This is a genomic window from Shewanella sp. S1-58-MNA-CIBAN-0166, assembly GCF_040310085.1.
Classification (GTDB): Bacteria; Pseudomonadota; Gammaproteobacteria; order Enterobacterales; family Shewanellaceae; genus Shewanella.
Genome location: NZ_JBEOPN010000006.1, coordinates 122,769 through 141,939, shown reverse-complemented (window position 1 = coordinate 141,939; position 19,171 = coordinate 122,769). Strand labels below are relative to the sequence as shown.

The 19,171-nt window shown below is 41.8% G+C and carries 19 protein-coding genes; 13 read left to right on the top strand and 6 right to left on the bottom strand.

The annotated features are described in order from the left end of the window. Window positions 1–67 precede the first annotated feature (67 nt). The 12 genes from petA to AAEY99_RS05970 all read left to right on the top strand — a co-directional run bounded on the left by petA (window position 68) and on the right by AAEY99_RS05970 (window position 13,361). Window positions 68–658: a ubiquinol-cytochrome c reductase iron-sulfur subunit gene (petA, locus tag AAEY99_RS06025; protein ID WP_101085240.1), complete on the top strand. Its 591-nt coding sequence runs from the start codon at window positions 68–70 to the stop codon at window positions 656–658. Next, window positions 658–1,872 carry a cytochrome b gene (locus AAEY99_RS06020; protein ID WP_351009646.1) on the top strand — a complete coding sequence of 405 codons (1,215 nt, stop codon included), beginning with the start codon at window positions 658–660 and terminating at the stop codon, window positions 1,870–1,872. Before petA ends, AAEY99_RS06020 begins: the two co-directional genes overlap by 1 nt. Further along, complete coding sequence (locus AAEY99_RS06015) at window positions 1,872–2,606, top strand: cytochrome c1 (RefSeq protein WP_101085242.1); 735 nt, start codon at window positions 1,872–1,874, stop codon at window positions 2,604–2,606. Before AAEY99_RS06020 ends, AAEY99_RS06015 begins: the two co-directional genes overlap by 1 nt. Window positions 2,607–2,701: 95 nt before the next feature. Further along, window positions 2,702–3,331: a stringent starvation protein SspA gene (sspA, locus tag AAEY99_RS06010; RefSeq protein ID WP_011638743.1), complete on the top strand. Its 630-nt coding sequence runs from the start codon at window positions 2,702–2,704 to the stop codon at window positions 3,329–3,331. Further along, complete coding sequence (locus AAEY99_RS06005; protein ID WP_011638742.1) at window positions 3,331–3,801, top strand: ClpXP protease specificity-enhancing factor; 471 nt, start codon at window positions 3,331–3,333, stop codon at window positions 3,799–3,801. Before sspA ends, AAEY99_RS06005 begins: the two co-directional genes overlap by 1 nt. A gap of 97 nt (window positions 3,802–3,898) precedes the next feature. Continuing rightward, window positions 3,899–4,468, top strand: a complete 570-nt coding sequence (locus AAEY99_RS06000) for an aminodeoxychorismate/anthranilate synthase component II (RefSeq protein WP_101085244.1) — start codon at window positions 3,899–3,901, stop codon at window positions 4,466–4,468. A gap of 128 nt (window positions 4,469–4,596) precedes the next feature. Further along, entirely contained in the window at window positions 4,597–7,086 is a 2,490-nt protein-coding gene (locus tag AAEY99_RS05995) for a S9 family peptidase (protein WP_162023869.1), read from the top strand. A gap of 102 nt (window positions 7,087–7,188) precedes the next feature. Next, window positions 7,189–8,331: an HDOD domain-containing protein gene (locus AAEY99_RS05990; RefSeq protein ID WP_101085246.1), complete on the top strand. Its 1,143-nt coding sequence runs from the start codon at window positions 7,189–7,191 to the stop codon at window positions 8,329–8,331. A gap of 336 nt (window positions 8,332–8,667) precedes the next feature. After that, on the top strand, window positions 8,668–9,885 hold the full coding sequence (locus AAEY99_RS05985; RefSeq protein WP_101085247.1) for an aspartate aminotransferase family protein: 1,218 nt from the start codon (window positions 8,668–8,670) through the stop codon (window positions 9,883–9,885). Window positions 9,886–10,001: 116 nt separating this feature from the next. Beyond that, window positions 10,002–11,021 (top strand): arginine N-succinyltransferase, encoded by a 1,020-nt coding sequence (gene astA / locus AAEY99_RS05980; protein WP_351009642.1) that lies wholly within the window; start codon window positions 10,002–10,004, stop codon window positions 11,019–11,021. Between the two features lie 9 nt (window positions 11,022–11,030). Then, the gene (gene astD, locus AAEY99_RS05975) at window positions 11,031–12,491 is read left to right on the top strand and encodes a succinylglutamate-semialdehyde dehydrogenase (protein WP_182743169.1); all 1,461 of its coding nucleotides are present in this window, start codon (window positions 11,031–11,033) and stop codon (window positions 12,489–12,491) included. 69 nt (window positions 12,492–12,560) lie between these two features. After that, the gene (locus AAEY99_RS05970) at window positions 12,561–13,361 is read left to right on the top strand and encodes a DUF1338 domain-containing protein (protein ID WP_162023868.1); all 801 of its coding nucleotides are present in this window, start codon (window positions 12,561–12,563) and stop codon (window positions 13,359–13,361) included. 104 nt (window positions 13,362–13,465) lie between these two features. Here AAEY99_RS05970 and AAEY99_RS05965 read toward each other — a convergent pair whose 3' ends face one another. The 4 genes from AAEY99_RS05965 to crp form a co-directional block, all read right to left on the bottom strand. Further along, window positions 13,466–14,800 carry an ATP-binding protein gene (locus AAEY99_RS05965; protein ID WP_182743171.1) on the bottom strand — a complete coding sequence of 445 codons (1,335 nt, stop codon included), beginning with the start codon at window positions 14,798–14,800 and terminating at the stop codon, window positions 13,466–13,468. Beyond that, on the bottom strand, window positions 14,797–15,471 hold the full coding sequence (locus AAEY99_RS05960; RefSeq protein ID WP_351009639.1) for a response regulator transcription factor: 675 nt from the start codon (window positions 15,469–15,471) through the stop codon (window positions 14,797–14,799). Before AAEY99_RS05960 ends, AAEY99_RS05965 begins: the two co-directional genes overlap by 4 nt. Further along, on the bottom strand, window positions 15,452–15,802 hold the full coding sequence (locus tag AAEY99_RS05955) for a PepSY domain-containing protein (protein ID WP_242445083.1): 351 nt from the start codon (window positions 15,800–15,802) through the stop codon (window positions 15,452–15,454). The genes AAEY99_RS05960 and AAEY99_RS05955 overlap by 20 nt, the downstream gene beginning before the upstream one ends. 130 nt (window positions 15,803–15,932) lie before the next feature. Continuing rightward, window positions 15,933–16,568, bottom strand: a complete 636-nt coding sequence (crp, locus tag AAEY99_RS05950; protein ID WP_101085253.1) for a cAMP-activated global transcriptional regulator CRP — start codon at window positions 16,566–16,568, stop codon at window positions 15,933–15,935. Window positions 16,569–16,865: 297 nt separating this feature from the next. On the opposite strand from crp, the gene AAEY99_RS05945 reads away from it, so the two are divergent. After that, on the top strand, window positions 16,866–17,645 hold the full coding sequence (locus AAEY99_RS05945) for a tetratricopeptide repeat protein (protein ID WP_162023866.1): 780 nt from the start codon (window positions 16,866–16,868) through the stop codon (window positions 17,643–17,645). Window positions 17,646–17,885: 240 nt separating this feature from the next. On the opposite strand, the gene AAEY99_RS05940 is transcribed toward AAEY99_RS05945, so the two are convergent. Beyond that, complete coding sequence (locus tag AAEY99_RS05940; RefSeq protein ID WP_059744602.1) at window positions 17,886–18,782, bottom strand: phosphoribulokinase; 897 nt, start codon at window positions 18,780–18,782, stop codon at window positions 17,886–17,888. A 133-nt stretch (window positions 18,783–18,915) separates the two neighbouring features. Continuing rightward, complete coding sequence (locus AAEY99_RS05935; protein WP_101085255.1) at window positions 18,916–19,164, bottom strand: YheU family protein; 249 nt, start codon at window positions 19,162–19,164, stop codon at window positions 18,916–18,918. Window positions 19,165–19,171 lie beyond the last annotated feature (7 nt).

The following is a 19,171-nucleotide window of genomic DNA, read 5'->3' as shown; positions in this document are numbered from 1 at the left end:
TTTCACCATTTTGGGTCGCTAAAGTATTGAAATATAAAAATTCCAACACCCTCTGGGAGATAAGTGGATGAGCAATGCGCCAGTCGATACCGGACGTCGCAGATTCCTGACAGCTGCAACCGCCGTAGTAGGTGGTGCTGGTGCCGTCGCTGTAGCGGTTCCTTTCATCAAGTCATGGAATCCGAGCGCCAAAGCGAAAGCTGCAGGTGCGCCGGTCGAAGTAAATATTAGTAAAGTAGAACCAGGTCAGTTAATTCGTGTCGAATGGCGCGGAAAACCGGTTTGGGTCGTTCGTCGTACAGAAGCTGTGCTAAATAATCTTAAAACATTAGACAGTCAATTACGCGATCCTGCTTCAGAAGAAATGCAGCAACCAGAATATGCAACTAACCCTGCGCGTTCTATTAAGCCTGAATTTTTTATTGCAGTCGGTATCTGTACTCACTTAGGTTGTTCACCAACTTATCTGCCTGATTCATTCGGTGAGCAGGTTGAAGGTGTAACTTCTGGTTTCTTCTGTCCTTGTCATGGTTCTAAATTTGACATGGCTGGTCGTGTATTCCAGGGTGTTCCAGCACCACTAAACTTAGTGATCCCACCGCACAAATATGTTGATGATGCTAACGTTATCATCGGTGTAGATACAGGAGCGGCGTAATGGTTAAGAATATTATTGATTGGATTGATGCTCGCATCCCAATGACGGCTACATATAACCGTCATGTGGGGCAGTATGCGACACCAAAGAACTTTAACTTTTGGTATTTCTTTGGTTCATTAGCGCTATTAGTTTTGGTTAACCAATTGCTGACAGGTATTTGGCTGACCATGAATTACGTACCGACAGCAGAAGGCGCATTTGCTTCTGTTGAATACATCATGCGTGATGTTGATTACGGTTGGTTGCTACGTTACATGCACTCTACAGGTGCATCGGCATTTTTCTTTGTCATCTATATGCACATGTTCCGTGGATTAATATACGGTTCTTATCAAAAACCAAGAGAGCTATTATGGCTGTTTGGTATGTTGATTTTCCTTGTGTTAATGGCTGAAGCATTTATGGGTTACTTACTACCTTGGGGACAAATGTCTTACTGGGGTGCGCAGGTAATTATCTCTTTGTTTGGTGCCATCCCTATTATTGGTGATGACCTAACATTGTGGATCCGTGGTGATTACGTTATTTCAGGTGCAACACTAAACCGTTTCTTCGCCCTGCACGTTATTGCGCTACCACTTGTATTGGTTGTGTTGGTGTTCTTACACCTAATCGCCTTGCATGAAGTGGGCTCAAATAACCCTGATGGTGTTGAGATTAAAAAGAACAAAGATGAGAACGGATGGCCTATTGATGGTATTCCATTCCACCCTTACTACACTGTAAAAGATATTATGGGTGTCGCTGGGTTCTTAATCGTGTTCTGTTATGTGTTGTTCTTCATGCCTGAAGGCGGTGGATATTTCCTAGAAAAGCCAAACTTTGAAGCGGCTAATCCAATGAAAACACCGGAACACATTGCGCCAGTTTGGTACTTCACACCTTTTTATGCCATTTTACGTGCTATCCCTGATAAATTGGTAGGCGTTATTGGTATGGGTCTGTCTATTGCAGTGTTATTCCTACTGCCTTGGCTTGACCGTAGTAAAGTGAAGTCTATTCGCTATCGCAGCATGATCCACAAGATCAACATTGCACAATTTACAGTGTCGTTCATTATTTTAGGATATTTAGGTGTTGTTCCTGCAACTCCTGAGTTAACTATTGCGGCACGTGTATTCACTTTCACTTACTTTGCTTTCTTCGTAGCCTTATGGGTTTACAGTAAGAATGAGAAAACAAAAGAAGTCCCAACGAGGGTGACACACTAATGAAAAAGTTATTAATTGCATTAGTTACATTGCTGCCATCTCTCGCAATGGCCGCCAGTGGACATAGTGTTCACTTAGAAAGTGCTAACGTTGATTTGCATGATAAAGCGTCATTAGAGCGTGGTTTGGATTCATTCCAACATTACTGCTCTGGTTGTCACAGCACTCAATACCAACGCTACGAGCGTGTTGCAACTGATTTAGGCATCTCTAACGATGATATGCGTAACAAGTACATGTTCACCGGTGCAAAAATCGGTGATTTAATGGAAAACGCTATTCCTACTCCAGATGCCGCTAAATGGTTTGGTGCTGCGCCTCCTGATTTAACGTTGGTTGCTCGTGTTCGTGGTGCTGATTGGGTATTTTCATACCTAAAAGGTTTCTACGCAGATGAGACTCGTCCATTTGGTGTGAACAATATAGTGTTCCCAGCAGTGGGGATGCCACACGTATTACAAGACTTACAAGGTCTTGCTACTGTTACGAAAGATGAAGCTGGTAATGTATCTCTTGTAAAAGATAAAGATGGTAATATTGTTACCACGGGTGGAAAATTGACGGCAGAAGAATACGACCAAGTCGTCCGTGATATCACGGGTTTCTTAGTTTATTCTGCCGAACCAGTTCAGCTAGAGCGTGAAGCTTTAGGTTGGTGGGTACTTGGATTCTTGTTTATTTTCTTCATAATTGCGTATTTGTTGAAGAAAGAATACTGGAAAGATGTGCACTAGCCATCAATAACGGTTAATATACATTATCCGCATTTTGTAAACGGGGGGCTTAGCCCCTCGTTTGTTTTGTTTTTTCTAGATTCTGGAGGGTATCAATGGCTGTTGCTGCCAACAAGCGCTCTATCATGACACTTTTTTCTGGTGCCGATGATTTATATAGTCACCAAGTACGTATCGTATTGGCTGAAAAAGGGGTTACCGTTGATGTTTTACAGGTAGACCCAAGTGAGATGCCTGAAGATTTACTTGAAGTAAATCCATACAACTCTGTACCGACTTTGGTTGATCGTGAACTCGTGTTGTACGAATCACGCATTATTATGGAATATTTGGATGAGCGTTTTCCACATCCTCCATTAATGCCTGTATACCCAGTATCTCGCGGCCAAAGCCGTTTAATGATGCACAGAATCGACACCGATTGGTATGCGCTTGTAGAGCGTATCCGTAAAGGTGAAAAGGCTGATGCAGCGCGTAAAGAGTTAATGGAAAGCTTAATTGCTTTAGCGCCAGTATTTGCTGAAATGCCATACTTCATGAGCGAAGAGTTTGGTTTATCTGATTGCTACTTAGGCCCATTATTGTGGCGTCTACCAGTATTAGGCATTCACTTAGATCCGCGTACATCGAAAGATATCAGTGCTTACATGACACGTATTTTTGAACGTGAATCATTTAAGGCATCGCTAACTGAGGCTGAGCGCGAAATGCGCATGGGCATGTAATGAAACCAATAACAGCTAATCGTCCATATTTGTTGCGTGCTTACTATGAGTGGTTGATGGATAACCATTTGACGCCACACGTAGTCGTGGATGCATTTGTTAACGGTACGCAGGTTCCGCAGCAATTTGTCAAAGACGGTCAAATCGTCTTGAATATTGCAACCGGAGCGGTGGCTAATCTTCACATGTCTAATGATGCAGTAGAGTTTAATGCACGTTTTGGTGGTGTACCACAGAATGTGTTTTTGCCTATGGCATCGATCGTGGCCATTTACGCTCGTGAAAACGGTGCGGGTACGGTGTTTGATATGGAAGATGCATATATGATCGAAGGTGAACATGATGAGTTATCATCTGTACCGCCATCAATGAAATCTGTTGATGACACTTCGACATTGCCACCATCGTCTAAATCGACAAAGCCTGATGATAAAACTAAGCGTAAAAACCATTTAACTGTGGTGAAGTAGCGGTTAGTTAACATTACATAAAACCAGTCGCAAGGCTGGTTTTTTTTAAGCTAAAATTGATGTGCTACAAACATTTATAGCGCAACTGGAACCCATAATGTTGTTGATGATTGATAATTATGATTCTTTTACGTTTAACTTAGTTCAGTACTTCCAAGCTCTTGGGCAAGAGATACTGGTTAAACGTAACGATGAAATCAGCATTGAACAAATTGAAGCTTTAGCACCTACACATTTGATAATCTCTCCCGGTCCATGCACTCCTAATGAAGCGGGTATTTCACTTGCAGCTATTAAACATTTTGCCGGTAAAATTCCGATTCTTGGTGTGTGTTTAGGACATCAAGCTATCGCACAAGTGTTTGGCGTTGATGTTGTGCGTGCCAAGCGTGTTATGCACGGTAAAACCAGTTTGATTGAACATAATCAACAGGGATTATTTCGTCAATTAGCATTACCTCTGCAGGTTACTCGTTATCATTCATTGTTGATTAACCATGTACCTCATGGCTTTAGTCTGGATGCGTGGTTTGATGACCCAATTTATGGCCGTGAAATTATGGCGATGAGCCATGACGCGTTACGTATTTACAGCGTCCAGTTTCATCCTGAATCTATTTTGACTCAGCAAGGCCATGAACTTTTGGATAACTTTTTGCATTTATAAAGCATTTTCGAATTTATATCTTCGGGTTCATTATCACGTATTCTGTTACAACTTCTGCAACTAATCTGGCTAAATTCTCGCGTCTATTTGTGCTATAAATAGCGCTTAAAATAATAAAAGGGATAACCATGACAAGCTTTATGCGAAACTTTGCGGTTAGCGCACTTTCTTTGGCAATGATAAGTGGCTGTTCTGCCACGGCTAAACCTGACGATACAATGGTTATCACAACGCCGAGTGCAACGACATTGACCGTGCCATTTGCACAGCCTCCAAAAGCCCAGCAACCGTTGACACTTAATCAAATTATGGCTAATCCAGATTGGATGGGCATATTTGCTCAAGGAGCTTATTGGAGCGATGACAGTCAGTCGGTATATTTCAGTCGCCAAGCACATCAATCTCCGGTCCGTGATTTTTATCAACAAGCTATTGGACAGTCTGAAGCAAATAAACTAGCACTCAATCAGCTACACCTTGCCGATCAACGTAATGGTGTCTTCGATCAGGCAAAGACTCAAAAAGCCTATATTTATCAAGGTAACGTATTTGTAAAAGATTTATCAAACGGTGAAATAAAGCAACTTACCCGTCAAAACGATGCAATTAATGGCGTACGTTTTTTAAAGGGTGGCGACCTTGCATTCTGGCAAGGTAATAATATTTTTCGTGTGCACCAGTCTAGCGGCCTAGTAGAACAAATTGCCGCGATCCAAATGGAAAACGAACCAAAAGCGACGCAAGAGCCAAGTAGCTTTATTGCTAAGCAACAGCATAGACTTATTCAATATGTTGCCATGGAACATGATAACAGCCTGACGCGTGATCAATACCGCGACTCATTGGCTAAAGCCGATCCCACTTTTTCTGCTAAACCTTGGTATTTAGGTGACGCTGAAGTGGTATCAGAAATGAGTTTGTCGCCAGATGGACGCTACGTAGTATTAGCGTTAACCGATAAAAATTATGATTGGCGTGCAGAACACGACATTATGCCTAATTATTTGGGCCAAGAGGGTTATGTTGACCCTGTACCAGCCCGCTCTCGGGTTGCCGAAGATGTCTTTCCTGGTCAACGTTTAGTGTTACTCGACCTTGTTGACCACAGTAAAAAAGACATTACCATTGAAGGCTTAACGGGTTTTGATGAGGATGTACTGGCGAGCGTTAAAGCTGAAAATGCTCAAGCGAAAGGTAAAACCTATAACAGCGAAAAAGCCCCGCGTTTAGTGCAGTTAATGCAAGATTGGGAATGGAGTCAGAGCGCAATTCAGTGGCATGAGTCTGACGATAAATTATTGGTGATGTTGGAAGCCGTTGACAACAAAGATCGCTGGATCGCCAGTGTTGATCTTCAAAAAGGTAAGCTGATAACCGAACACAGATTACATGATGATGCTTGGGTAAATTATAATTTTAATCAATTTGGCTGGATACCAGGTACAGATAGCATGTACTACTTATCTGAAGAAACAGGGTTTTCACAGTTATATATTAAAACCGCAGCAGGTAAGGTATCGGCATTAACCAATGGCAAATTTGTGGTTGATAATGTGACTTTATCACCCGATGCAAAACATCTTTATTATCGTGCCAATAAAGACCACCCAGGTAGCTATAATGTTTACCGTGTTGAGATTGCCAGTGGTAAGTCAGAGCAATTGACCCAGTGGTTAGGTACATTGGATTACAGTTTAAGCCCTGATGGACAATCACTATTATTAACCGCTTCGTCTGCGATTCATCCAGATGAGTTATATATTCAACCTATTGGCGGCGACATAAGCCAATTAACCGATTATACCAGCACAGCATTTAAACAATATCCATGGCAAGTACCACAAGTTGTCGCGCTAGCTTCAACTCATGGCGCTGAGCCAATTTATGCACGAGTTTATTTGCCGCAAGGTTATGATGCTAAGCAAGCTGAAAAATATCCAGCAGTGATGTTTAACCATGGTGCGGGTTATTTACAAAATGCCCATTATGGATTTTCGGGTTACTTCCGTGAATTTATGTTCAATAACTTACTCACACAACAAGGTTACGTGGTAATGGACATGGATTATCGAGGCTCGAAAGGCTATGGACGTGATTGGCGTACGTCCGTTTATCGTAATATGGGCCATCCAGAAGTTGAAGATTTGAAAGATGGTGTGGCTTGGATGGCAAGCAATGTTAATGTAGATCCCCAGCGAGTAGGGACTTATGGCGGTTCATACGGCGGATTCCTTACTTTTATGGCGTTGTTTAATGAACCTGAGTTATTCCAAGCAGGGGCCGCATTGCGCCCTGTAGCTGATTGGGCTCATTATAATGCGCCATATACCTCTAATATTTTAAATACGCCTGACGTTGATCCTATCGCTTATGAGCGTAGTTCTCCGATAGAGCATGCTCAAGGTTTACAAAAACCATTACTGATCATGAGTGGTGTGTTAGATGACAACGTGTTTTTCCAAGACAGTGTGCGCATGGTGCAACGGCTTATTGAATTAGAAAAGCCGATGTTTGAAACCGCAATCTATCCTGTCGAGCCGCATGGATTTAAGCAACCTTCTAGTTGGTTAGATCAGTATCGTCGTATTTATAAACTGTTTGAACAAGAGTTGAAGTAATCGGCTCTGAGTTCAAAAAAACAAATAAATATCTATTAAGGCTTCCTTTGTGAAGCCTTAATTTTTATGATTAAGTGATGAAAACAGTAAAAGGCAATGTGAGTGGCAATATCAATAGCAGGTGGAGTTCGGCCCGGAAAAGTCATTGAGATTGAGCGCCGACTCTATAAACAACTTATTGTGGGTAAGCATAAAGCCAATGCAATGCCTGATGAGTTGAACGAAGAGTTAGAAGAGAGTGCCAATAAGCTTGATATTGAGCGCAAAGCATTGAAAGTGCGCCTTGATAAGCAAGCAAAAGAGAAAAATGTGTATTTAGAGGTGTCCGCGCTGTTAACTAATACGGTTAATAATGCGATAGAGCATCAATTAGCTCATCCTCAAATGATATTAGAAGCATCGGCAATTTGTGAAAATCAAATTTTACTGCTCGATCTATTATTACATCCTGACCTGAATATTAATCGACTTCGACCGATTATCGAAAGTATTAGCTGGTTATCACGTGATTTAATCAATTTAATTAATAGTCCAGCATCTCGTCACCGACGGCCTAAACATGGCGATGTTCAAGTGACCGACATAAAGCTGGTGCTTAACTACATTGGTATTGAAAATTTACGTTTGCTGATCCCTTATTTTTGTTTACGTAACTGGTTACCTTCAGGCAATGCTAATTTATTGTGGATAACCCGCAAGCTTTGGCGTTACAGCATGGTCAGCGCCATTGCGGCGCAAACCTTAGCAGAATTGCATAATGAAAAGCCTGGTTTGGCTTATAGCTGCGCGTTAATGTACCAATTTTCTACCTCGATTATACTGAGCCAAAGTGGACGTATATTTGATAACACTTGGGGGACTTGGTTACGAGAGGCAAGCCATAGTCGAGAAAAACAAGTTTACGATGCCATTATGGCAACGGATTTTCCTGCTGAAGCTGTATTGGGGCAAGTATTACTCCATAGCCATCGATTGAATTGGCAACTGTTGAGTTTACTTAAATTTGATGATTCACCGATCACACAAGTATTAAAAGAGCTCGATCACGATTACCATTTTACAGAGTTGTCTGTCGATGCCGCCATTGTGGCTAAGGCGAGTTGTTATGCCAAAGTGCTTTTGTTAGAAGAGCAACAACAAATCGATCCACAAGAGAAACGCATTATGTTTGATTATTATCAGTTTTCGGCGCAAGAACTGATTCGGCTTAAAGGGCAAAATTTTCGTAAGCTTGATTTACTGTAAATAGCCTTTTTCTATCAAAAGCGTAAATGTTAAATCTGTGTAATTATTCACTTTTGATGAATAGCTACACAAATTCGAGTCAAATAACTTTTTTTATGACTATTTATGCTTCATAACCCCCCAATAAACGCGTTGTTTAGTCATATTTCTCAATCTTTATGCAGAATGCCAATCAGGCCTGCAGAAGTTAATTGTACTGAACTGGTATTTTGATCACATTTTCGCTAATAATGTCGCATAAATAACACAAACTTCCGCTAATGCACTTACAGAATATAAAGCAGACAGCGGAAACAGCGGCTTTCAAGCCGCTTACAACCTGAAGGATGAAATGCAATGAGTGTAGAAATGAATCTAACCCGTGCCCAATTCGATGAAGTTATGGTGCCTAATTATGCGCCTGCCGCTGTTATTCCTGTTCGTGGAGCGGGTAGCCGAGTATGGGATCAAGAAGGTAATGAATTCATCGATTTTGCCGGTGGTATTGCAGTAAATTGTTTAGGTCATTGTCACCCAGCTTTAGTGTCAGCATTAAAAGAGCAAGGCGAAAAATTATGGCATTTATCAAACGTAATGACCAACGAGCCCGCGCTTGAATTAGCGACAAAGTTAGTTAATGCCACATTTGCTGAGCGCGTCTATTTTGCTAACTCAGGTGCTGAAGCGAACGAAGCTGCATTAAAATTAGCTCGTCGTTATGCATTAGATAACCATGGTGCAGATAAAGACCAAATCATCGCATTCGATAAAGCGTTCCATGGCCGTACATTCTTTACTGTAACGGTTGGCGGACAAGCTGCTTATTCAGACGGTTTTGGTCCTAAGCCACAAAGTATTACCCACGTGCCATTTAATGATATCGCTGCACTTGAAGCGGTAATTTCAGACAAGACTTGCGCCATCATGCTTGAACCTCTTCAAGGTGAAGGCGGGATTATCAATGGTGATCCTGAGTTCTTAAAAGCAGTACGTCGTTTAGCAGATAAGCACGACGCATTAGTGATTTTTGATGAAGTACAAACTGGTGTAGGCCGTACTGGTGAGTTATTTGCTTACATGGGTACTGACATCGTGCCAGATATTTTAACCAGCGCCAAAGCACTAGGCGGTGGCTTCCCTATTGCTGCAATGCTAACCACGGCAAAAATTGCCGCTCATTTAAAAATTGGTACTCATGGTTCTACTTATGGCGGCAATCCATTGGCTTGTGCTGTTGGTAATGCGGTAATGGACGTAGTGAATACCAAAGAAGTACTCGACGGAGTTAAACATCGCGAACAGTTATTCCGTGATGGTTTAGCGGCTATTAACGCCAAATACAACGTATTCAGTGAAGTGCGCGGTAAAGGTTTGTTAATTGGTGCGGTATTAAATGAACAGTATGAAGGTCGTAGCCGTGACTTCTTAGTTGCTTCTGTTGCTGAAGGCCTTATGAGTTTGATGGCTGGTGCAAACGTTGTGCGTTTTGCTCCTTCATTAGTGATCCCAGAAGCTGACATCGCAGAAGGCTTATTGCGTTTTGAACGCGCAGTAGCAAAAGTGGTTGCTGGTTAATTAACACATCAGTGCGGGCCTAGCTTGCACTGATGTGTTTGGGTACGCCTGTTGGGTGAATACGCGTTGAAATGTATTTCAGCGCGATTCGCTTATGGCGCAATGAGGAGATTAAGATGTTAATCATACGTCCTATCCGTGCAAGTGATTACGATGCACTTTATGGTATCGCAGTTGAGTCAGGCCACGGTTTTACATCTTTACCAGTTAACGAAGAGTTACTGCGTTCGAAGATTGCTAGGGCAGAGGCATCTTTTATCAAGCAAATTGATAAACCTTTTGACGAAGGTTATTTAATGGTACTTGAAGATACAAAGACCAATGAAGTTGTCGGCACCTGTGGTATTGAAGCCGCCGTCGGCATGCAAGATGCTTTTTATCATTACCGTTTAGGTACTGAGGTCTATCATTCTCAGCAAATTTCTGTTCGCAATGAAGTTGAAACCCTCACATTATGCCACGACTACACTGGCGCAGCAGAAGTGTGCACTCTGTTTTTAAAAGACGGATATCGCAAAGGCAATAACGGCCGCATGTTATCACGCTCGCGCTTTTTATTATTAGCACAGCATCCAGAACGCTTTGGCGAAACGGTTATTGCTGAAATGCGTGGTGTCAGTGATGAACATGGCGACTCACCGTTTTATGAATGGCTACAAAATCACTTTTTAGGTATCGATTTTGTTGAAGCAGACTACTTGTCTGGTTTAGGCAAAAAAGCCTTTATGGCCGAAATGATGCCGCGCAACCCCGTTTATGTTTGCATGTTGCCTAAAAAAGCCCAAAAAGTGATTGGTGAAGTGCATAAAAACACTAAGCCAGCATTACGTTTATTACAAGCTGAGGGTTTTAAGTTCCGTAATTATGTCGATATTTTTGATGGCGGCCCAACGGTTGAATGTGCACTAGCTGAGATCCGCTCAGTGAAAAAGAGCCGTTTATTGACCGTTTCAGTTGGCAAGATGCCACATGCCGATCATCATTTTATTATCTCCAACACCTCGCTTGCTGAGTATCGTGCGTCAGCAGCTAAATTGTTGGTCTCTGATGAACACGATAATGTTGTGCTCAGCCCTGAAATCGCAGCTGGTTTACTGGTGAGCGATGGTGAGCAAATTCGTGTTTTAGCAATGTAGGAGCAAGAAATGACACAATATATTCAAGGTCAGTGGTTAGCTGGCGAAGGTCATGAGATTAATTCAAAAAACCCTGCCAACGGTGACGTAATTTGGCAAGGTAACACGGCTACTGCTACTCAAGTTAATGCCGCTGTAGATGCCGCTCGTGCGGCGCAGTTTGATTGGTTTATGCTGGGGTATGAAGCTCGCTTAGCGATAGTAGAAGCGTATCGTGCACAGTTAGAAGCCAATAAAGCCGAGATCGCAGAAACCATCGCTCAAGAAACCGGTAAGCCACAGTGGGAAACGGCTACTGAAGTGGGCGCTATGATTGGCAAGATCGCATTGTCAGCAAAAGCTCATGACAAACGTACAGGTACTGAAACCAATGATTTACCAGCAGGACGTGCCGTATTACGTCACAAACCTCATGGTGTGGTAGCGGTATTTGGCCCTTATAATTTTCCTGGGCATTTGCCAAACGGTCACATAGTGCCAGCATTATTAGCCGGTAACACCGTGGTGTTTAAGCCATCAGAATTAACGCCTAAAGTGGCCGAGCTAATGCTGAAGTGTTGGGACAAAGCCGGTTTACCACAAGGTGTGGTTAACTTAGTGCAGGGTGAAGTTGAAACCGGTAAAGCATTAGCATCACATCCACAAATTGACGGTTTATTCTTTACTGGTAGTTCACGTACTGGACATATTTTACATGAACAATATGCTGGCCTGCCTGGTAAGATTTTAGCCTTAGAAATGGGCGGTAATAATCCGCTTATCGTTAAAGGTGTTACCGATACCAAAGCTGCGGTACATGACATTATTCAGTCTGCTTATATTTCGTCTGGCCAACGTTGTACCTGTGCCCGTCGTTTATATATTGAAGAGGGCGCACAAGGTGATGCGTTAATCGCAGAGCTAGTAAAGGCTATTAAACAAATTAAAGTGGGTGCTTGGAACGTTCAACCACAACCTTTTATGGGCTCGATGATTTCTGAAACCGCTGCACGTGGCATGGTTGCCGCACAGGCGACACTTCAGTCATTAGGTGGTGTTTCATTAGTTGAGTTAGTGCAAGTTGAAGCTGGTACTGGTTTAGTCACTCCAGGCTTAATAGATGTCACTAAAGTCGCTGAGTTACCTGATGAAGAATACTTTGGTCCATTATTGCAATTAGTGCGTTACAGCGATTTTGACCAAGCGATTCATTTGGCCAATGCGACTCGTTATGGTTTATCTGCCGGTTTATTAGCCGATAGTCGTGAAGATTACGATTACTTTTTAGCGCGCATTCGTGCTGGGATTGTTAATTGGAATAAGCAGATTACAGGCGCATCAGGTGCAGCACCGTTTGGTGGCGTTGGCGCATCAGGTAATCATCGTGCAAGTGCATTTTATGCTGCTGATTACTGTGCTTACCCTGTCGCTTCAATGGAAGCCGATTCAGTAAGCTTACCTGCTACTTTAAGCCCTGGTTTATCAATTTAACTGATAAATTCATCGCATGATCCGTGCTGGTGACTTTGTTCACCAGCCTTATTTTAGAAGGATTTAACCATGCATACTGACGTTAATGCTTTATTTGCTGCCTTATGGCAAGACTACATTAAGATGACGCCTTCAGCGGCGAAAATTCATCAGCTATTAGGCCATGGCGCGCCAATCATCAATGACCATATCGCTTTGCGTACTTTTAATATCGCTAAAGTAAATTTAAGCGTATTGGCTAAACACTTTACCTCTATCGGTTATGTCGACAGTGGCGATTATCAGTTTGTGCAGAAAAAACTGATTGCCAAGCACTTTGAACATCCGGATCCAAAGCAGCCGAAGGTATTTATTTCTGAGCTATTAGTAGAAGAATTTAGCCCTGAGTTGCAAAAGAGCATCCATGGTTTAATCGATCAGGTTGATGAAACGGCAACCACTGCAGATAATTTTATTTATTCTGGTCGTCATTGGGATGTAGATAAAGCAACATACCAAGCCTTACTTGCTGAAAGCGAATATGCTGCTTGGGTTGCTGCATTGGGATATCGTGCCAATCACTTTACGGTTTCCATTAACGATCTGCCTGAGTTTGAGCGTATTGAAGATGTAAACCAAGCCTTAAAGCTGGCTGGGTTTGTGTTAAATAGCTCTGGCGGTGAAATTAAAGGATCGCCAGAAGTCTTGTTAGAGCAATCTTCTACCATGGCGGATAAAGTGGTGGTTAACTTTACTGATGGCGATGTGGAAATTCCAAGTTGTTTCTATGAATTTGCCCGCCGTTATCCAATGGATAATGGTCAGCTTTATACTGGCTTTGTTGCGGCATCAGCTGACAAGATTTTCGAAAGTACCAATGCAATGATGTAACGTTTATGCATGGACAAAAAAAGACCTAATTGAGTGATCAATTAGGTCTTTTTTATTGGTTATTTTAGGCAAAAAAGCTTAGTTGCTCATCAATATACTGAGGCTTAGTTGCTCATCAAAATACTGACATTAAGTCCTTGTAATGCCTTACTACGACTAAATTGCAATACAAAACCATATTGGTCGCATATCTCTTTGACAATCGATAAGCCCAATCCGTGGCCAATAGTGGCTTCATCTAGTCGTGTGCCACGAGAGGTTAATAATGCAATTTGCTCTTGCTTTACGCCTCGACCATCGTCCTCGATCTGAATTAATATCTCTCCCGAAGGTAATTCTTCGACGCTGACATTAACCTGTGAATTCGCCCATTTAAAGGCATTATCGAGCAGGTTGCCAAACAGCTCCATACCATCTTCGCGGTGTATTGGAATACGACTAATATGTTGTGGGTTAACAATGCTGCCATCAATACTCCGCTGATGATGCACTTTATGTAACGTTTGGATTAAACTATCAAAATCTTTTGGTACCGCCAGTTGTGCTGCGGGTAGCATGTCTCCGGTTATCCTCGCTGCAGCCAATTTACGTTCAATCATTTTATGAACTAAATCTAATTGCTGCTGCATGGCTATAGCGGCATCCGGATGGGTGAGCCCGAGCGCTTCAACTTGTTGCTGCATGACCGCTAATGGGGTTTTTAAGCCATGGCTTAAATTACCCAAGTTATTGCGACTACGCTCAATCTGTTTGGCTGTGTAGTCTAATAACTCATTATAGGTTTCGGCTAACGGGCGGATCTCTGCTGGAATTTGTGAAATTGCTAACGAGGCTATTTCCCCTTCGCGCAATTTAGCCAGCGCCCCTTGGATTTGATTCACCGGTTTAAATGATTGGCGTAAAATGATAAAAATACCGGCAATCATCGCTAATAACATGCCGATATTAATTGCCAGTTTAGTGCCAAATACTTCGCTAAAAACACGCCGTCCAATACTGAGATCTTGGGCGACAGTCAAGGTTGCTGTGTTGTGGCTGTTTGGCGCACCGATGCCGATAGATAACAGCTGCATATCATTGTTTTTTGGCCCTTTAGCCTGCCAAACTCTTTTCTGCTGCGCTTGTAACTGTTCAATCTGTAATTCCGCATCCCACAGTGAACGGGAGCGAATTGTACGGTCGGGCAAATTTAATTGGAAATAACGCCCTGAATAGGCAGGTTTATAAAAACTGGATAGTTGGCTTTGGTCGATAACTATCTCACCATCATCGAGTCTGGTGGCGATAATGATGTGTTCTAAATCTTCTTCAAGACGATTAATAATGGAGTCATGAAAGGCATCTCGCAACATCGACTCAAATAAAAATAAACCTATGAGCGTGGCAATAATGATTAAGCCACTGAGCCATAAGCTTAATTTAAACCGAATTGAAATCATTCAATAATGCCATGGAAGATATAACCCTGACCACGGCGGGTTTCGATAGCGGTTTTACCGAGTTTTTTACGTAAGTGTGTTACGTAAACTTCTACGACATTACTTTCTTTTTCATCATCAAATTGATAAAGCTTGTCTGTAAGCTGCTGTTTCGAAAGAAGCTTCTTTGGTGACATTAAGAAAATTTTCAATAACCTAAATTCCATCGACGTCAGTTCGTATACGTGTTCGCCTACCGTCACTTTTTGTTCATTTTCGTCTAAATTAACCCCGGCATAACATAGTTGCTTCGACGACGAATTAACCCGCCCATGGGCACGATGGATAAGTGCCTGAATGCGGGCGAGGAGCTCTTGAGTATGAAAAGGTTTGCCTAAGTAATCATCAGCACCAGCATTAAAACCTTCAACTTTTTCGTGCCACTGACTGCGGGCCGTTAGCATAATGACAGGGGTACTGATGCCACGTTCACGCCATTGAGTCACTAATGACAAGCCATTGCCATCGGGTAAGCCGATATCAAGAATGACACAGTCATAATCTGTTTCTTTCATCAAATAATCGGCTTCAATAGCTTTGTCTGTAACATCCGTAATATAACCAGCTTGCTTGAGTTGTTTTTCAAGTTCAGCAACCAGTAATGGGCTATCTTCAACGAGTAACAGTTTCATGTTTAGTACATTCGCTCGGTAATTGAGTCAATGAGTCCTGCATACCGTTAGCTGCATCTAATTGCAGATTAACAACATGCCCTTGTTTTAGCTTAAATTGTAAATCATAGCGCCACTTATCTTGATGTTGATAAAGCTGGGCGTCGATTAAGTGACCATCACAATACTGCGATAGCCAAGTTAAGTAATCATCTAATGAACGTATATTACCAGAAGATACCAATTTTTGGACGTAGTCATGATCCAGAGGGAGTTCTTTTGCGGGAATATCTTGTTGATTAATGGTGATGGCCATTAAGCTGCTTATTGCTGTAAAGAACAAGCTATTCATGGGCGCTCCAAAATAAAAAAGTGGCGTTCAGAGTATGAACACCACTTTAAGTATCTTGGCTTAAATCAAGCTGAAGCTTATATGATTAAACATAAACATTTTGCTTGATTCGTCGTTAGCCTTTTGTCATTTAGCGTGTACCGTAAACTACGATCGTTTTACCGTGTGCTTGGATCAAGTTTTGTTCTTCAAGCATTTTTAAAATACGACCAACAGTTTCACGTGAACAACCAACAATTTGACCAATCTCTTGACGGGTTATCTTAATCTGCATGCCGTCAGGATGTGTCATAGCATCGGGTTGTTTTGCAAGATGTAATAGCGTTTGTGCAATACGACCAGCAACGTCAAGGAAGGCTAAGTCGCCTACTTTTTGACTAGTACTTTGTAAACGATAGGCCATTTGCGCCGAAAGTTTCATCAAGATTTCAGGATTTACCTGAATCAATTGCTTAAATTTCTTATAAGAAATTTCTGCAATTTCACATGCTTGTTTAGCACGAACCCATGCAGTACGTTCAGATTGCTCTTCAAACAGCCCTAGTTCACCGATAAAATCGCCTTGATTTAGATAAGAAAGGATCATTTCTTTACCTTCTTCATCTTTGATCAATACAGCGACGGAACCTTTGACGATGTAATATAAAGTATCAGACTCTTCACCTGCGTGAATTAAAGTACTCTTTGCTGGGTACTTATGAATGTGACAATGTGAAAGAAACCATTCTAATGTTGGGTCAGGTTTTGGCTTACCAATCAGAGCCATATGATATTCCTCGATTGATTAAAAATGAAAGTAAGTAATGTCTAATTAAGCATTCTACGCTATTGAAACGGTGAAAACTTTGATAGAGATCGTATTTAGAAGTGTGCGTAGTGTATATTAACTTGTTAAATTTTAGATTAAATTTATCTCGTTTGTGATGGCGGTCGACTTTTTTTGTGAATTTGTCTTAATCATCACTACGATTGAATTGTTGCCAATGTTATTTGTCTATTGTATTGGATCCATGAGTTAGCTAATGTTATTTAATCAGCTTCATAAATAGTTGTCGAGGTATGCGTGAAAAAACTGAGTCAAATTGGGGTTATTGTTTGTGTTGTTTTATTAAGTGGACTTAGTTCATCTGTAAAAGCATTTGTTATCCCGCCCTCTATTGAGTCTCAAGCGGCGAGTAAACTGGTTCATATTCAGATTAAAGCCAAACAAGGTAATGCAGACGCACAATTTCTATTGGGCTTAATGAACCTTTCCGGACGATTTGTTACTCAAGATACCAAGCAAGGATTAAGCTGGGTTAATCTTGCTGCGCAACAGCAAAATATTAAGGCGCAACAAACATTAGCTGACCTAGCTTTTGACGGCAAATTAATTCCGCGGGATTTAGCACTTGCCGAGAAATGGTATTTGCAAATGGTTGCACAGGGGGATAAGTGGGCTCATTTTCGTTTAGGGTTTATTTATTCTGCTGGTGGTGATGGCGTAGTGCGTAATTGTGGCAAAGCAATGGAGCAGTTTAGTGCTGCGGGAGATGCTGTTTCAATGGGCAATATTGCGTGGATATTAGCTACATGCCCTGAAGCGGAATATCGCGATGGTTCACGTGCAGTATCGATGTCGTTAAAGTTACTTGAGCACAATCAGAATGATCCGACGGTATTAGATAATCTTGCGGCCGCGTATGCAGAACAGGGTGATTTTACTGCGGCGATAGATACCCAGAAAAAAGCGATTGATGCGTTGAAAGATAACCCTGAGATTGTGCGCAGCGATGAATTTATTTTACGTTTGAAGCAGTATCAGAATAATCAAGCTTATCGAGAAGTTATCCCACTGATGTAATGCTCTGAGTGAGCAATGTGAGTCATTTACTATTATCAATCAGTCAGTGTATTCACTTGTTTATCAGAAGAGATAAAAGTTGATGTGGGTGCTGGAACATCGACTTTTTCGGGTTTCGTTGATGTGCTTAATGCACTAACAGATCAAAAAGGGGGAATTAGCACTTCAAGCACATCAACTGCCGTTATTTCGCTTGAAATCACGATGCAGCTATCTTAATTGTTCTGACTTAAATCAAACTTAATCGGGTTTGATATCATCAAGGTTTTGCAACTCTATACGCTTATCCATTAAGTCTTTAACTAATGGCGTTAAAATTAATTCCATTGCTAATGACATTTTTCCACCGGGAACAACCAGTGTATTAACGCGTGACATAAATGAGCCTTGGATCATGTTGAGGTAATAAGGGAAATCAACATTGTTAATGCCGCGAAAGCGAATCACTAAAAAGCTTTCATCTAGGCTAGGTATGTCTTTTGCGCTAAAGGGATTTGAGGTGTCTACGGTCGGCACTCGTTGAAAATTAATGTGTGTCCGTGAAAATTGCGGCGTCATGTGCTTGATGTAATCGTCCATACTACGGACTATCGAGCCCATTACTTTTTCACGACTATGACCCCTATCGTTTGTGTCGCGAATAATTTTCTGAATCCACTCTAAATTGACAATCGGCACCATGCCTATCAATAGATCAACATGTTTAGCGACATCGGCATCTTCCGTCACCACACCACCGTGTAGCCCTTCGTAATACAACATATCGGTATTGGCTGGCAAATCACGCCATTGCGTGAATGTACCAGGCATTTGGTTAAATGGCACCGCTTCATCGAAGGTGTGCAAGTAGCTGCGGGTTTGGCCATTGCCTGTATCACCATAGCTTGTAAAACACTCTTCGAGTTTTTTGAAATTATTGGCTTCGGGGCCAAAATAGCTTAGATTTCGATTTTCAGCCTGTGATTTTCGAATTAACACTTCCATTTCTGCGCGGGTGAAATTATGGAAACTATCACCTTCAACAAATGCAGCATTAATACCCAGCTGTCTAAAAATATGAATGAAGGCCGTCGTGGTTGTCGTTGTGCCAGCACCAGATGAACCGGTTACAGCAATAATAGGATGTTTTGCTGACATGTTATTTGCCTAGGTAAAGTTGTGGACGCGAAAAATCGAGTCACTAGTTATACGGTAATCATCACCCGTGGGTCAATTCTTCGCGGGTAACAATGTGATCATTTTGTGGTAAAACCATTGTTTTGTTTTACAACTAATCGAAAGATGAACGTGAAATATGCTCGCGTTGTCTAATGGCGATAGACTCATCATCCTCACTATACTCGACAACTAAGTCGCCTTTTTTTAGTGCTAGCTTACATTGGTCCATTGCACGACTTAATTGTTGCTCGTCTGCGTCACTAAAACTGCCATCTTCAAGTTGTGATAACAGATATTCTTTTATCATACGTTGAAGTACTTCTTGAGGTAATGAAAGTAACGCTTCATAAGGCACAAGCATGGTGTAT

Excerpts from the sequence above, each read along its gene's own strand:
- AAEY99_RS06020 (WP_351009646.1), top strand. The coding sequence starts at position 658 with ATGGTTAAGAATATTATTGATTGGATTGATGCTCGCATCCCAATGACG.
- astD (WP_182743169.1), top strand. The coding sequence starts at position 11,031 with ATGACACAATATATTCAAGGTCAGTGGTTAGCTGGCGAAGGTCATGAG.
- sspA (WP_011638743.1), top strand. The coding sequence starts at position 2,702 with ATGGCTGTTGCTGCCAACAAGCGCTCTATCATGACACTTTTTTCTGGT.
- AAEY99_RS05940 (WP_059744602.1), bottom strand. The coding sequence starts at position 18,782 with ATGTCAGCAAAACATCCTATTATTGCTGTAACCGGTTCATCTGGTGCT.
- AAEY99_RS05970 (WP_162023868.1), top strand. The coding sequence starts at position 12,561 with ATGCATACTGACGTTAATGCTTTATTTGCTGCCTTATGGCAAGACTAC.
- AAEY99_RS05985 (WP_101085247.1), top strand. The coding sequence starts at position 8,668 with ATGAGTGTAGAAATGAATCTAACCCGTGCCCAATTCGATGAAGTTATG.
- crp (WP_101085253.1), bottom strand. The coding sequence starts at position 16,568 with ATGGCTCTGATTGGTAAGCCAAAACCTGACCCAACATTAGAATGGTTT.
- AAEY99_RS05935 (WP_101085255.1), bottom strand. The coding sequence starts at position 19,164 with ATGCTTGTGCCTTATGAAGCGTTACTTTCATTACCTCAAGAAGTACTT.
- petA (WP_101085240.1), top strand. The coding sequence starts at position 68 with ATGAGCAATGCGCCAGTCGATACCGGACGTCGCAGATTCCTGACAGCT.
- AAEY99_RS05955 (WP_242445083.1), bottom strand. The coding sequence starts at position 15,802 with ATGAATAGCTTGTTCTTTACAGCAATAAGCAGCTTAATGGCCATCACC.
- astA (WP_351009642.1), top strand. The coding sequence starts at position 10,002 with ATGTTAATCATACGTCCTATCCGTGCAAGTGATTACGATGCACTTTAT.
- AAEY99_RS05995 (WP_162023869.1), top strand. The coding sequence starts at position 4,597 with ATGACAAGCTTTATGCGAAACTTTGCGGTTAGCGCACTTTCTTTGGCA.
- AAEY99_RS05965 (WP_182743171.1), bottom strand. The coding sequence starts at position 14,800 with ATGATTTCAATTCGGTTTAAATTAAGCTTATGGCTCAGTGGCTTAATC.
- AAEY99_RS06015 (WP_101085242.1), top strand. The coding sequence starts at position 1,872 with ATGAAAAAGTTATTAATTGCATTAGTTACATTGCTGCCATCTCTCGCA.
- AAEY99_RS06005 (WP_011638742.1), top strand. The coding sequence starts at position 3,331 with ATGAAACCAATAACAGCTAATCGTCCATATTTGTTGCGTGCTTACTAT.
- AAEY99_RS05960 (WP_351009639.1), bottom strand. The coding sequence starts at position 15,471 with ATGAAACTGTTACTCGTTGAAGATAGCCCATTACTGGTTGCTGAACTT.
- AAEY99_RS06000 (WP_101085244.1), top strand. The coding sequence starts at position 3,899 with ATGTTGTTGATGATTGATAATTATGATTCTTTTACGTTTAACTTAGTT.